Origin of the sequence: Leclercia sp. W6 (genome assembly GCF_003336345.1) — a bacterium.
GTDB lineage: Bacteria > Pseudomonadota > Gammaproteobacteria > Enterobacterales > Enterobacteriaceae > Enterobacter.
In genome coordinates this window covers 2,653,412-2,666,854 of record NZ_CP031104.1, presented here as the reverse complement: position 1 = coordinate 2,666,854, position 13,443 = coordinate 2,653,412, and the positions used below count along the sequence as shown (strand labels likewise).

11 protein-coding genes are annotated in these 13,443 nt (G+C 60.7%); 4 read left to right on the top strand and 7 right to left on the bottom strand.

The annotated features are described in order from the left end of the window. Position 1: 1 nt before the first annotated feature. The 5 genes from DVA43_RS13080 to DVA43_RS13060 form a co-directional block, all read right to left on the bottom strand. The gene (locus DVA43_RS13080; protein WP_103178416.1) at positions 2 to 2,080 is read right to left on the bottom strand and encodes an iron ABC transporter permease; all 2,079 of its coding nucleotides are present in this window, start codon (positions 2,078 to 2,080) and stop codon (positions 2 to 4) included. 63 nt (positions 2,081 to 2,143) lie between these two features. Beyond that, complete coding sequence (locus tag DVA43_RS13075) at positions 2,144 to 3,175, bottom strand: ABC transporter substrate-binding protein (RefSeq protein WP_032616757.1); 1,032 nt, start codon at positions 3,173 to 3,175, stop codon at positions 2,144 to 2,146. Positions 3,176 to 3,188: 13 nt separating this feature from the next. Beyond that, on the bottom strand, positions 3,189 to 4,490 hold the full coding sequence (uhpC, locus tag DVA43_RS13070) for an MFS transporter family glucose-6-phosphate receptor UhpC (protein WP_114315799.1): 1,302 nt from the start codon (positions 4,488 to 4,490) through the stop codon (positions 3,189 to 3,191). Between the two features lie 85 nt (positions 4,491 to 4,575). Next, complete coding sequence (locus DVA43_RS13065) at positions 4,576 to 6,117, bottom strand: MASE1 domain-containing protein (protein ID WP_114315798.1); 1,542 nt, start codon at positions 6,115 to 6,117, stop codon at positions 4,576 to 4,578. After that, a complete protein-coding gene (locus DVA43_RS13060) occupies positions 6,117 to 6,746 on the bottom strand; it encodes a response regulator transcription factor (RefSeq protein WP_103823983.1) in 630 nt (209 codons plus the stop codon). The genes DVA43_RS13065 and DVA43_RS13060 overlap by 1 nt, the downstream gene beginning before the upstream one ends. A 306-nt stretch (positions 6,747 to 7,052) precedes the next feature. Between DVA43_RS13060 and tauA the strand changes: the two genes are divergently transcribed. Genes tauA through tauD form a run of 4 tightly spaced genes read left to right on the top strand, consistent with a single transcriptional unit; the run spans position 7,053 to position 10,465 of the window. Then, entirely contained in the window at positions 7,053 to 8,015 is a 963-nt protein-coding gene (gene tauA / locus DVA43_RS13055) for a taurine ABC transporter substrate-binding protein (protein WP_114315797.1), read from the top strand. 10 nt (positions 8,016 to 8,025) lie between these two features. After that, complete coding sequence (gene tauB, locus DVA43_RS13050) at positions 8,026 to 8,793, top strand: taurine ABC transporter ATP-binding subunit (RefSeq protein ID WP_114315796.1); 768 nt, start codon at positions 8,026 to 8,028, stop codon at positions 8,791 to 8,793. Then, positions 8,790 to 9,617: a taurine ABC transporter permease TauC gene (tauC, locus tag DVA43_RS13045; RefSeq protein WP_114315795.1), complete on the top strand. Its 828-nt coding sequence runs from the start codon at positions 8,790 to 8,792 to the stop codon at positions 9,615 to 9,617. The genes tauB and tauC overlap by 4 nt, the downstream gene beginning before the upstream one ends. Beyond that, entirely contained in the window at positions 9,614 to 10,465 is an 852-nt protein-coding gene (gene tauD, locus DVA43_RS13040; RefSeq protein WP_114315794.1) for a taurine dioxygenase, read from the top strand. Before tauC ends, tauD begins: the two co-directional genes overlap by 4 nt. Positions 10,466 to 10,509: 44 nt before the next feature. Here tauD and DVA43_RS13035 read toward each other — a convergent pair whose 3' ends face one another. Beyond that, the gene (locus DVA43_RS13035; protein WP_114315793.1) at positions 10,510 to 12,198 is read right to left on the bottom strand and encodes a lysophospholipid acyltransferase family protein; all 1,689 of its coding nucleotides are present in this window, start codon (positions 12,196 to 12,198) and stop codon (positions 10,510 to 10,512) included. Positions 12,199 to 12,325: 127 nt separating this feature from the next. Then, the gene (hemB, locus tag DVA43_RS13030) at positions 12,326 to 13,300 is read right to left on the bottom strand and encodes a porphobilinogen synthase (RefSeq protein WP_103823997.1); all 975 of its coding nucleotides are present in this window, start codon (positions 13,298 to 13,300) and stop codon (positions 12,326 to 12,328) included. Positions 13,301 to 13,443 lie beyond the last annotated feature (143 nt).

Sequence of the window (13,443 nt, the reverse complement as noted above, 5' to 3'; positions counted from 1 at the left end):
GTTACGCCTGGTTTTTGGCTTTTGAACGGGAGATACGCGCCTCACCGATGAGCCAGTCAAAGAGGAAAATGATCGCCAGCATGACCACAATCAGGATCGAGCCGTAGGCGATCGCTACGCCGTATTCGCCGTCTTCCACGCGGTTCAGAATGTAGGCCGTTGCCACCCGGGTATCCGGCGTGACGAGGAACACAATGGCGCTGACGGTGGTAATGGCGCGCACAAAGCTGTAGATCAGCGCCGACAGAATGGCCGGGCGCAGCAGCGGCAGCAGAATGTGCGTAATGGTGCGCAGGCTCCCGGCGCGCAGGCTCAGCGAGGCTTCGTCCAGCGATTTGTCGATCTGGCCCAGCCCCGCGATCCCGGCGCGAATACCCACCGGCACATTACGCATCACCATCGAGATAATGACGATGGCGGCGGTGCCGGTCAGGTACACCGGGGCGCTGTTAAAGGCCAGGATATACGACACCCCCGCCACGGTGCCCGGTACCGCAAAGCAGAGCATGGTGGTGAACTCGATGGTCTTCTTGCCCCTGAACTGCTGGCGCACCACCACCCAGGCGATCAGCAACCCGAAGGCGGCAGTGATCGGCGCGGCGATCCCGGCGTAGAGCAGGGTATCGAGCAGCGAAGGCCACGCCCCGTCGCTCATCCCCTGGCCGAAGAGCTTGATAAAGTTATCCAGCGTCAGGGTGTAATCCACCCCCCAGTTGACGGTAAAGCTGCCGTAGAAAATGCTGCCGTAAAGCAGGGCGTTAAAGGCGATCCACACCGCCAGCAGGGCAACCACGCTCCACACCAGGGTGACCGGCAGGGGCTGGACGTCGCCGCGGTAGGACTTGCCGGAGACGGTGACGTAGGAGCGCTTGCCGATCCACATATACTGGATGCAGAACACCAGCAGGGAGAAGAGCAGCAGGAAGGCGCCGAGAGTGCTGGCCGCCTGATAGTCCAGCTGGGAGCCGGTGATGTAGAAGTAGATCTGCGTCGCCAGCACGTCGAAGTTGCCCCCCAGCACCAGTGGGTTACTGAAGTCGGCCAACGACTGCACGATGACGATCAGGAAGGCGTTAGCCAGCGCGGGCTTGAGCAGCGGGACAAAGACGCCGTTAAAGGTCTGCCAGCGGCTGGCGCGCAGGGTGTACGACGCCTCTTCCAGCGACGGATGAATGGTCTTGATCGCCCCGTCGAGGATCATAAAGGCCATCGGGGTGAAGGCCAGCACCTGCGCCAGCCAGATGCCGGTGAAGCCATACAGCCAGTTGGTATTGGTCAGCCCAAACCAGTCCACCATCAGCTCCGTAATATAGCCGGAGCGGCCCATCATCAGCGTCACGCCGAGGCCCACCACGAACGGTGGGGTAACAATCGGCAGGATGGAGAAAATACGGCCAATAATGGCGCTGCGTCTGGCGATGCGGGTAGTGTAGATCGCCAGCACCAGGCCGAAGAAGGTGCAGCCGATGCCGACGGCGATCGAGAGCAGGATCGAGTTAATGATCACCTGGATGATATGCGCCTGGGAGAGCACATTCATAAACGCCAGCGGGGCGAATTCCCCGGCGTCGTTGGTGAACATCGGAATAAAGATGGCGATGCTCGGCCAGACGATAAAGATGCCGATCAGGGCGACGATGGTAATCAGCGAGCCGATGACAAAGCGGTCGCCGCCCAGCCACTCGAGGCGGGTCAGGGCCAGGGTCATGATCGCCCCCAGCGCCACAAACAGCACGATGGTGGCGTAGCCCAGGCCGCGTCCTTCGAGGGTGGCGCTGATGACCACAAAGGCCATGCACAGCAGCGCCCAACCGGCGTCGAGATAGTGGCGGCTGCGCTGCTCGCGCTTCGCCTCGGTGAACGGGCGCACCAGCAGCAGGGTGGGGAGCAGATACCACAGCCAGCTAATGTTGAAGTGTGACCAGCTGTAGGCATCGAGGATCTCGTCGCCGGTGGACTCCAGCAGGCCGTAATCCAGGCTCCAGCTCGGCAGCAGGGCAAACGCCAGCCAGCTAACAAAAACCCAAAGGAAGACCGCATCCCGTTTTTTTACGGGATGGAGAGCGAGTGTCTGTGACATAGGTATTCCGGTGTTGTAGGCCGGGTAAGCGTAGCGCCACCCGGCAAAGGAGCAATAGCGGGCTTATTTACCCATCTTCACGTCGCTGACCCACTTGTTGATCAGCGCCTTACGCACATCCGTGGAGCCGTACTTATCCATGTCGTAGCTGATGAGCTTCAGGTCATCCAGCTTCAGCGAGTTCGGTGAGGTCTCTGCGGTGGTGTTGGTCAGGATCTGATAGGACTTGCCCTGCTTCCACGCCAGCTCCTGGGCCTCTTTCGACAGCACCCAGTCCACGAACAGCTTCGCGTTCTCTTCGTTGCGCGCGCCCTTCAGGATGCTGACGCCGCCGATTTCATACCCGGTGCCTTCGCACGGCGAGATCAGCTCCAGCGGCGCGCCCTGTTCTTTTTCCAGCGAGTAGTCGTGCAGGAAGCCGATGCCGATGGCTGTTTCACCGCGGGCAGCGTTACGCGCCGGGGCGATGCCCGATTTAGTGTACTGGGAGACGTTGCCGTTCAGCTGTTTGAGATAGTCGAAAGCCTGATCTTCTCCCCAGAGCTGGACGAAGGTCGCCAGCGCGGTGTAGGCGGTGCCGGAGCTTTGCGGATCGGCAATCTGGATCTCGCCCTTGTATTCCGGTTTGGTCAGATCTTTCCAGCACTGCGGCACCGGCAGGTTCTTCTCTTTCAGGCGCTGGGTATTAACGCCAAAGCCCAGAATGCCCACGTAAACCGCAGAAGAGAGGTTGCCTTTCACCTTGGCCGGATCGCGGAATTTCTCCATGATCTGCTCCAGGTTTTTCGATTTATATGGTTGCAGCAGCCCCATCTCACCGGCCTGAGACTGCGGGTCCAGGGTGCCGCCGTACCAGACGTCAGCCTGCGGGTTTTTCTTCTCGGCATCCACTTTCGCCAGCGTACTGCCGGAGCCGTTGCGGATAAACGAGGTTTTGACGTCGTACTTGTCGCCAAACGCTTTGGTTTCGGCCTCGCACATTTCGTTGGTGGCGCTGCAGTAGACCACCAGGCGGCCTTTGGCCTGTGCGGCACCGGTTAAGGTTGCCAGCGCGATCCCGGAAGCAATGAGGGTAGAGAGAAGCGTTGTTTTCATTATTCAGCCCTTTTTATGACGTTATGTGACTGCGAGAAGCGGTGATGCCCGCCATCAGCAGGGGCATCAGGAGTAAACCCATCAGCACGGCAGCAATCGAGAGCAAACTGAACATCCCCGACCAGCCGTAGCGTTCGATAACCTGCGACAGCGGCCACCCGGCCAGCGCCGCCCCAAGATAGGCAAACACGCCAAGAAAACCGGTAATCGAGCCTGCCGCCTGCTTGTGCCCGCACTCTACGGCGGCAAGGCCGATGAGCATCTGCGGACCAAAGACAAAAAATCCCACCGTAAAAAAGCACATCGCCAGCAGGGCGTAGTGGTGAACCGGGGCCAGCCACAGGGCGGCGACCGACACCATCAGCCCCAGTGTGAACAGCAAAATCATCGGTGCCCGCTGGCCGCTGAACAGCAGATCCGACCCCCATCCGGCAAACAGTGCCCCGAGCAGGCCGCCCACCTCGAACAGCATCACCGTGGCGTTGGCGCTCAGCAGGTTTACCCCGTGGCTCTCCGCCAGCCAGATGTTGCCCCAGTCGTTCAGGGCGATGCGGATCAGATAAACCAGCACATAGGAGGCCCCGAGCAGCCAGATCATCGGGTTTTGCAGCATGGTGGTGCGTAACATCTGCCACAGCCCCATCGGCGGACTCTGCTGCTCCTGGCGCAACTCCAGCGGATCGTTGCGCCACTCCCCGACCGACGGCAGACCCTCTTCCTGCGGTGTGCCCCGCAGTTGTGTGGTCAGCCACAGGCCGAGCACGATACTGATGATCCCCGGTGTCAGCATCGCCGCCTGCCAGCCCCAGCGATGGGCGGCGAAGGCGCAGATCAGCGGAATAATTGCCCCGCCGATGTTAATAGAGGTGTTCCAGCATCCCCACCAGAAGCCGCGCTCGTTGCGCGAATACCAGTGGGTGAGCAACCTGGCGCAGGGCGGCCATCCCCATCCCTGAAAGAAGCCGTTCAGCGTCCAGATAAACAGCAGCAAGGGCAGGGAGTCGCCGAAGGCGAACAGCACGTTCAGCACCCCGGTCGCCATCAGGCCGATGCCCATAAACGCCCGCTGGCCTTTACTGTCATGCCACAGTCCGGCGGCAAATTTCGACAGGCCGTAGCTGAGGTAGAACAGTGACCCGATCAGGCCGATATCGCTCTTGCTTAACCCCAGATCCAACTGCAATGCGGGCAGCACGTAGTTGAGGCTTTTACGCGTCAGGTAAAACGCGGCGTAGCCGGTGACCATGCAGAGCAGCAGTCGCGGGCGCAGCCTGCGGTAGCGTTGAGTAACCTGTTCAGCTGACAGTGCGGGCATGGCGTTCTCCATTTGCAATGACTGTATGAAAGGGCGAGGAAAAAGGGATGAGAGAAAGTCTGGCGTGACTAAGACTTTTTCCTGGTTAGCGGTGTGTTTGTTGCAAAACTGTGGGCAGGTTAACAATTACGCGCGTGCCGCCCTGGGACTCCAGGGTAAATTCGCCGCCCAGGGCATGCACCCGCTCGCGCATCCCCTGGATACCAAAACCGGGGATCTGCTGCGTAATGATACCGCTGCCGTTATCCCGAACCTCCAGGCGCAGCTGGTTATCCTGCTCACAGAGCAGAACGCTGACCTCGCTGGCGTTGGCATGTTTGCAGACGTTATTCAACAGCTCCTGGAGCAATCGATAGAGGGTAAAGACCAGGGTTTCACTCTGCGGCGGAGCGGTGAGCCGGTAGTCAAACCGACACTGAATGCCGCGCTCGGCAAAGGCGAACTCGTTCACCAGGTGGTGCAGGGCCTCGTTCAGGGAGAGCTCGTCCAGCACCGGGGGGCGAAGCTGGCGCAGCAGCTGGCGGGTGGAGTGGTGAATGCGGCGGGCCAGCTCGTTAATTTGCCCGGCGGCCTCCAGCGCCTGTGGATTATCTCCCGCCCGTTTCACCAGCTGGGACTGGATCTGAATGGCGGTGATGTTCTGCCCAATCTCGTCGTGCAGCTCCCGGGCCAGGTGCTTGCGGGTATCCTCTTCGGTATGGATCAGCTTTTCGGTCAGCTCGCGTCGGGCCTGCAATTCTGCCTCCAGCCGACGACGATAGTGATCGAGGTTCATCGCCAGATGTTGCTGGCGGCTGATAGCGATCCCCAGCCCAATCCCCAGCAGCGACTGGGTGGCGAGAAAAATTTCCAGCTCCAGCAGATCGCTGAACCCTACGCCGACCTGACGGGCAATGGTGATCATCATGCTGCCCAGCAGCCCGGAGAGCACGCCCCCCTGCCAGCCGAACTTCCACGCCATCACCACGTTGGGCAGAAACACCACAATCAGCAGCAGCCGCTCCAGGGACGGGGAAAGCACCATCTGGGTGCCGATACCGATAATAAAAAACAGGCTGCACCAGATGATAAGCGAGGTGCGCAGCGGCGGGTTGCTGGTATCGAGTCCCAGCAGATGGTAGCGATGCTGCTGGCGCAAAAACTCAAACACAAGGTAGACGAACGGCGTCAGTAGCACCCCGCCAGTAAAGGAGGCCAGCACCAGCAGCGTGGTCGGGCTTTCAAGGAACGGCGCCAGGATCAGGGTCTGGAGCAGGGCATTGAGGGTCACTGCCGCGATCAGCAGCGACAGGCGCTGCCAGTAGAGGGGATAGCGGTGCCAGTAGTGCTGCGCCAGCCACGCACTGACGGTGCCCACCAGCGGCACCACCAGCATCAGGTGATGGGTCAGCAACTGTTCCTCGTGCAGCCAGAACATCGCCGCCAGCGGAGGGACAATCAGCGCAGGCCAGAAGCGGCGCGAGAGCACGATCAGCAGCGCCAGATAGACGCCCTGAGGCAAAAACAGCGCCGCCTGCTGCCCGTTACGGGTGAGGTAAAAGCTCAGCGTCCACAGCATCAGCCAGCCGGTGCCCCAGGCCAGCATAATAAACAGCGAGAGGATGAGGTGCCGCAGGGAGCGCCGCATCAGTGGCCGGTCAGCAGCTGGTGATCGAGGGCAAAGTGCACCAGCTCGATAGTGCTGTTGCACTGCAGTTTGCCCAACACGTTGGCGCGATGGACATGGACGGTTTTGTGGCTGAGCTCAAGCTGGAAGGCAATCTCCTTCACGCTTTTGCCCTGGACAAGCAGCTCGAACACCTCTTTCTCGCGCGGGGTCAGCACCGCCAGCGCCTGGGAGACCGGCTCGCCGCCGCGCAGGGCTTTGACCGCATCGGCGCACAGATAGTGGCCGCCCATGCCCACGGAGCGGACCGCCTGGACCAGCTCTTCCGGGCCGCAGCGCTTGGTGAGATAGCCGCTGGCCCCGGCGTCCAGCGCGCTCTGCACAAAGGCGGGGGTGTCGTAGATGCTGAGGATAATGGCGCGAAAGCCCGGGCGCTGCTGGCGCAGGCGCTTAAGCAGGCTCAGGCCGTTCTCATCGGGCATGGCGACGTCGAGCACCGCCACGTCAATGGCCTCGCGGCTGAGGGTGGGCCAGGCCTCTGCGGCGCTGCTGTACTGGCCTTCCACCACCAGATCGTCTTCCAGATTTAACAGCTGGGCGAACCCGGAACGCACCACCACGTGATCGTCCACCAGCACCACTTTGATCATCTCAGATACCTTTGCGAAGTTATCCGCCTATGATGCCTGTCAACAGGTGTCTGGCAATTGTGCGGCTGCGGTTATGTAACGGATGTAACAAAATTGCAATATTGCCTGCAGTGCCTTATCCGGCCTACGGCTCTTGTAGGCCCGGCAAGCGCAGCGCCGCCGGGCAGGGCAGATCGCACAAAATTCACTATCTATTGCCGCTTTTTTTCTAAAAACGATTCGGCATTAACGATGCTTTTTAATTCCTTTATCAAAATACTCGCCGCGGAAATACTGCCTCCATAACAACAGAGGGGAGCAGACACCATGGCAATTTCATCGCGTTTTTCATTACTCGGCGCCCTGGCGCTGTGGGTATTCCAGGCGCAGGCGGTAGATGTCACCGTCGCGTATCAAACCTCCGCTGAGCCCGCAAAAGTGGCCCAGGCGGATAAAACCTTTGAGAAAACGAGCGGCGCCAACGTGGACTGGCGTAAGTTCGACAGCGGCGCGGCCATCGTCCGGGCGCTGGCCTCCGGCGACGTGCAGATTGGCAATCTCGGCTCCAGCCCGCTGGCGGTTGCCGCCAGTCAGCAGGTGCCGATTGAAGTCTTCCTGCTGGCCTCGCAGCTCGGTAATTCCGAAGCGCTGGTGGTGAAGAAAAACATCACGAAGCCAGACGATTTGATCGGCAAACGCATCGCGGTGCCCTTTATCTCCACTACCCATTACAGCCTGCTCGCGGCCCTGAAACACTGGGGGATCAAGCCGGGGCAGGTGGAGATCATCAACCTGCAACCCCCGGCGATCATCGCCGCCTGGCAGCGTGGCGATATCGAGGGAGCTTATGTCTGGTCCCCGGCGGTAAACGAACTGCAAAAGGACGGCAGCGTGCTGACCGACTCCGCCCAGGTGGGCCAGTGGGGATCGCCAACCCTGGACGTGTGGGTGGTGCGTAAAGACTTCGCCGAGAAACATCCGGAGGTGGTGAAAGCCTTCGCCAGAAGCGCCATCGACGCTCAGCAGCCCTACATTGCCAACCCGGATGAATGGCTGAAACAGCCCGCCAACCTGGAGAAACTTGCCCGCCTGAGCGGCGTGCCGGAGGCCGACGTGCCGGGTCTGGTAAAAGGCAATACCTACCTGACGCCTGCCCAGCAGTTGCAGCAGCTATCAGGCCCGGTGAATAAAGCGATTGTTGATACCGCAGGCTTCCTGAAAGAGCAGGGCAAAGTGCCCGCGGTGGCGGCGGACTACAGCCAGTACGTGACCGATCGCTTTGTGAAGTAAGGGGGACCGGATGCTGAATATTACAAATCTCTACGCCGATTACGCTGGCAAGCCTGCGCTGGAGGATATCAACCTGACGCTGGACAGCGGCGAGCTGCTGGTGGTGCTCGGTCCGTCCGGTTGCGGGAAGACCACGCTGCTGAATCTGATCGCCGGGTTTGTACCTTATCAGCATGGCGCTATCCAGCTGGCAGGGAAAAAGGTGGTGGGACCGGGTGCCGAGCGCGGTGTGGTCTTTCAGAACGAAGGGTTGCTGCCCTGGCGTAACGTGCAGGAGAACGTCGCCTTCGGCCTGCAGCTGGCGGGCGAATCACGGGAAGCACGGCTGGCGATTGCCCGCGACATGCTGAAAAAGGTGGGGCTGGAGGGAGCGGAAAAACGCTTTATCTGGCAGCTCTCCGGCGGGCAGCGTCAGCGCGTCGGCATCGCCCGGGCGCTGGCCGCCAACCCTCAGCTGTTGCTGCTGGATGAACCCTTCGGCGCGCTGGACGCCTTTACCCGTGAGCAGATGCAAACCCTGCTGCTGCGCCTGTGGCATGAAACTGGCAAGCAGGTGCTGCTCATCACTCACGACATCGAAGAAGCGGTGTTTATGGCCACCGAGCTGGTGCTGCTCTCGCCGGGGCCGGGCCGGGTGCTGGAGCGTCTGCCGCTCAACTTTGCCCGCCGCTTCGTGGCGGGAGAGCCGGTGCGCAGCATCAAGTCTGACCCCGATTTTATTGCCCGGCGCGAATATGTGCTGAGCCGCGTGTTTGAACAGCGGGAGGCCTTCTCATGAGCATTGTGGTGAATGACAAAACCGCGCGCAAACGGCTGACCCTGCGCTGGCCCTTTTCCCGCTCGTTGACGCTCAGCGTCACCACCCTGCTGATGCTGCTTGCGGTGTGGTGGGCAGTGGCGGCGGCGCAGTGGATAAGCCCGCTGTTCCTGCCGCCGCCGGGCCAGGTGCTGGTGAAACTCTTTACCATCGCCGGTCCGCAAGGGTTTATGGATGCCACTCTGTGGCAGCATCTGGCGGCCAGCCTGGGACGCATTCTGGTGGCCCTGCTGGCGGCGACGATCGTCGGGATCCCGGTGGGCATCGCGATGGGTTTAAGCCCGACGGTGCGGGGCATTCTCGATCCGCTGATTGAGCTTTATCGCCCGGTGCCGCCGCTGGCGTATTTACCGCTGATGGTGATCTGGTTTGGCATCGGCGAGACCTCAAAGATCCTGCTGATCTACCTGGCAATTTTCGCCCCGGTGGCGATGTCGGCGGTGGCGGGGGTCAAAAGCGCCCAGCAGGTGCGGATCCGCGCGGCGCAGTCGCTGGGGGCCAGCCGTGCCCAGGTGCTGTGGTTTGTGATTTTGCCCGGCGCGCTGCCGGAGATCCTGACCGGGCTGCGCATCGGCCTCGGCGTCGGCTGGTCAACGCTGGTGGCGGCTGAGCTGATCGCCGCCACGCGCGGATTAGGCTTTATGGTCCAGTCGGCGGGGGAGTTCCTGGCGACGGACGTGGTGCTGGCAGGGATCGCGGTGATCGCCGTGATCGCCTTCGGATTAGAACTGGGGCTGCGCGCGCTACAGCGCCGCCTGACGCCCTGGCATGGAGAGATACAATGAGTGAACGTCTGACCATTACCCCGCTGGGGCCGTACATTGGCGCACAGATTTCCGGCCTGGATGTGACCCGCCCATTAAGCGATAACCAGTTTGAGCAGCTCTATCACGCGGTGCTGCGCCATCAGGTGGTATTCCTGCGCGAGCAGGCGGTGACGCCCCAGCAGCAGCGCGCCCTGGCGCTGCGGTTTGGCGATCTGCATATTCACCCGGTCTATCCCCATGCCGAGGGCGTGGAGGAGATCATCGTGCTGGATACCCATAACGATAATCCACCGGATAACGACAACTGGCACACCGATGTCACCTTTATCGAGACCCCGCCCGCCGGGGCGATCCTCGCGGCGAAACGGTTGCCGGAGAGCGGAGGGGATACGCTGTGGGCCAGCGGAATTGCCGCCTTCGAGGCGTTATCCGCCCCGTTCCAACAGCTGCTGAGCGGCCTGCGGGCGGAGCATGATTTCAAAAAATCGTTCCCGGAGTATAAGTACCGTAAAACGGAAGAGGAGCACCAGCGCTGGCGGGAGGCCGTTGCAAAACACCCGCCGCTGCTGCACCCGGTGGTGCGCACCCATCCGGTGAGCGGCAAACAGGCGCTGTTTGTCAACGAAGGCTTCACCACGCGGATTGTTGACCTGAGCGAGAAAGAGAGCGAGGCGCTGCTGGGGTTCCTGTTTGCGCATATCACTAAGCCTGAGTTCCAGGTGCGCTGGCGCTGGCAGGAGAACGATCTGGCGATCTGGGATAACCGGGTGACCCAGCATTACGCCAATGCCGATTACCTGCCGCAGCGGCGGATAATGCATCGGGCAACGATTTTAGGGGATAAACCATTTTATCGTGCCCCATGACAGAGGCACCCGTAGGCCCGGTAAGGCGAAGCCGCCACCGGGCGCTACAAATGGGCTTCGATATACCGCTGATAACGGCTGGCTTTCAGATAACACAAATCCACAAGCACCAGCCCGTCCACGCAGTTGTTGAACGCCGGGTCGCTGCCAAAATCGATAAACTGCACGCCGCCGGGCTCGCACAGCTCGGAATATTGCTTGTACAGCGGCGGGATGCCGCACCCCAGATTGCCGAGCAGTGATTTCAGCCGGGTCAGATCCTCCACGTAATCTTCGCCCCCAAACTGCGCCAGCACGTCGGGCAATGAGGCGGGATACGGGCGGCGCGAGGTCGCCAGCGGATGAGTGGCCGGGAACCAGAGCCGGTAGAAAGCCACCAGCAGATCCCGCGCCGCGGGCGGTAATCCCCCGGAGATGGAGACCGGCCCGAACAGATAGCGGTAGTGCGGATAGCGCGCCAGATAAGCGCCAATGCCGGACCACAGGTAGTCGAGCCCGCGTCGTCCCCAGTAGCGCGGCTGAATAAAGCTGCGTCCCAGTTCAATCCCGTGCTCGAGGATCTCATCCATGTCGTCGCCGTAGTGAAACAGACTGTGGCTGTAGAGCGCATCCCGTCCCTGCAAGGCGGTCGGCATAAAGCGGTAGGCGCCGACAATCTCCAGATCGTCGTCATCCCATAAAATCAGGTGCAGATAGTCATCGTCATAGCGATCGGTATCGCGTCGTTTACCGCTGCCTTCGGCCACGGCGCGAAAAGCAATTTCCCGCAGGCGGCCCAGCTCGCGCAGGATCGGCGCCTCTTCCTGGCCGTTGCGCTGCCACAGATAGATGCTTTTGCCATCGGCGGTGGTGCCCAGACACTCCGCCTGCGCCAGCTCGCGCTTCAGGGTCGCCCGATCTTCCGGGCGGGCAATGGCGGACTCACTTTTGAACACGCCCGGCAGCCCTTTGCCGAGACGCAGCACGTGCTGGCGGCACTGCTCGGCCATCTCCCGGGCGGAGAGCGTAGGGCTGTACCAGTGGTGCCAGCCGATCTGCTGACCGATTTTCACCGGCAGGCGGCTGTGGCGACGGCGAAACATCTGCTGCATCAGCAGCAGCATCGACAGGTCTGGAGAGAGCAGGGTGCTCGCATAAAACAGCAGGCTGTTGCGGGCGTGGATATGGACCGGCAGCAGCGGGGCGCGGAATTTGCCCGCCAGCTTGATAAAGCCGGGTTGCCACTTTTTATCGCGGATCCCGGTGCGCGTGGGGCGGGAGACTTCCCCTGCCGGGAAGAAAATCAGCACCCCACCATTTTGCAGGTGCTGCTCCATCAGGGTGAACGAGGATTTTGCCGTCCGCCCGCCCATATTATCCACAGGGATAAACAGCGAGCTTAACGGCGCCAGATGCGTCAGCATCCGGTTGGTTACCACTTTCACATCCCGGCGCACCCGGGAAACGGCGTACAGCAGCGCCAGCCCGTCCAGCGTACCGGTGGGGTGGTTCGCGATAACAATCAGCGGGCCGTGGGCGGGGATCTGTTCGAGGTCGTGAGCCGGAATGGTACAGAGGATATCAAGATGGTCCAGAACCTGTTCCACCATATCGAGCCCTTTCAGGTGACGGTGGTCGGCGGCAAACTGCTGAAACTCCTCTTCGTGTAAGAGCTTCTTTAACAGGTTTTTTTGCCAGGGTGCAGGTTTTGCCTGCGGCCAAAGGTCATCGAGAACGCTGTCGAGACTAAACATGGTGGCTCCTCCTCCTGTTCTGCTGAGACAGTAGAAGCGCCAGATGTCGATTGTATTGCAGAGGAGTGAAGCTTGTGTTGTGGGCCCGTAGGCCGGGTAAGGCGAAGCCGCCACCCGGCAATACGGATTAACGCAGAATTTTCTTCTCGGCCAGATCCAGCGCGAAGTAGCTGAAGATCAGATCCGCGCCGGCGCGCTTGATCGCCCCCAGACTTTCGAGGATCACTTTCTCTTCGTCGATCGCCCCCGCCTGGGCGGCGAATTTGATCATCGCGTACTCGCCGCTCACCTGATAGGCGCCCAGCGGCAGCTCGGTGCGCTCGCGAATATCGCGCAGGATATCCAGATATGCGCCAGCCGGTTTCACCATCAGGCAGTCAGCACCCTGCGCTTCGTCGAGCAGCGATTCACGGATCGCTTCGCGGCGGTTCAGCGGGTTCATCTGGTAGGTTTTGCGATCGCCCTTCAGCGCGGTGCCCGCCGCTTCACGGAACGGACCGTAGAAGGAGGAGGCGAATTTGGTGGAGTAGGACATGATTGCGGTATCGGTGAAGCCCGCGGCGTCCAGCGCCTGACGAATGGCCTGCACCTGGCCGTCCATTGCGGCAGACGGCGCGATAAAGTCTGCGCCTGCGGCGGCAGCCACTACGGCCTGTTTGCCTAGGTTTTCCAGGGTGGCATCGTTATCCACGCCGTGATCGCACAGCACGCCGCAGTGACCGTGGGAGGTATATTCGCAGAAGCAGGTGTCGGACATGACGATCATCTCTGGCACCGCCTGTTTGGCGATGCGCGACATACGCGCCACCAGACCGTCCTCTTTCCAGGCATCGCTGCCGGTGGCATCAGTATGGTGGGAGATGCCGAAGGTCATGATTGAGCGGATGCCTGCGTTGGCAATGCGTTCGATTTCGCGCGCCAGATGCTTCTCAGGAATGCGCATCACGCCTGGCATGGCGTCGATGGCTTTGTAGTCGTCGATCTCTTCTTCAACAAAAATCGGCAACACCAGATCGTTCAGGGACAGGGTTGTCTCTTCAAATAATGCGCGCAACGCCGGGGTTTTGCGCAGGCGACGGGGACGAGCAATTAAATCGGTCATGATATGCCTGAGGTAGTGAATCGAAGAGGAACAGTGTACCTGAAATGCAGCCGGACTGTTTTACTAAAGTTGTCGTTTAGGTAGAGAATGCAGGGTGGTGGGAGCGGTATTATTTATGGCTTTATATTTTACACCTTGAAATA

Coding starts and splice junctions, on each gene's coding strand:
- DVA43_RS13035 (WP_114315793.1), bottom strand. CDS start 12,198: ATGTTTAGTCTCGACAGCGTTCTCGATGACCTTTGGCCGCAGGCAAAA.
- tauA (WP_114315797.1), top strand. CDS start 7,053: ATGGCAATTTCATCGCGTTTTTCATTACTCGGCGCCCTGGCGCTGTGG.
- DVA43_RS13080 (WP_103178416.1), bottom strand. CDS start 2,080: ATGTCACAGACACTCGCTCTCCATCCCGTAAAAAAACGGGATGCGGTC.
- uhpC (WP_114315799.1), bottom strand. CDS start 4,490: ATGCCCGCACTGTCAGCTGAACAGGTTACTCAACGCTACCGCAGGCTG.
- tauB (WP_114315796.1), top strand. CDS start 8,026: ATGCTGAATATTACAAATCTCTACGCCGATTACGCTGGCAAGCCTGCG.
- hemB (WP_103823997.1), bottom strand. CDS start 13,300: ATGACCGATTTAATTGCTCGTCCCCGTCGCCTGCGCAAAACCCCGGCG.
- DVA43_RS13060 (WP_103823983.1), bottom strand. CDS start 6,746: ATGATCAAAGTGGTGCTGGTGGACGATCACGTGGTGGTGCGTTCCGGG.
- tauC (WP_114315795.1), top strand. CDS start 8,790: ATGAGCATTGTGGTGAATGACAAAACCGCGCGCAAACGGCTGACCCTG.
- DVA43_RS13065 (WP_114315798.1), bottom strand. CDS start 6,117: ATGCGGCGCTCCCTGCGGCACCTCATCCTCTCGCTGTTTATTATGCTG.
- tauD (WP_114315794.1), top strand. CDS start 9,614: ATGAGTGAACGTCTGACCATTACCCCGCTGGGGCCGTACATTGGCGCA.
- DVA43_RS13075 (WP_032616757.1), bottom strand. CDS start 3,175: ATGAAAACAACGCTTCTCTCTACCCTCATTGCTTCCGGGATCGCGCTG.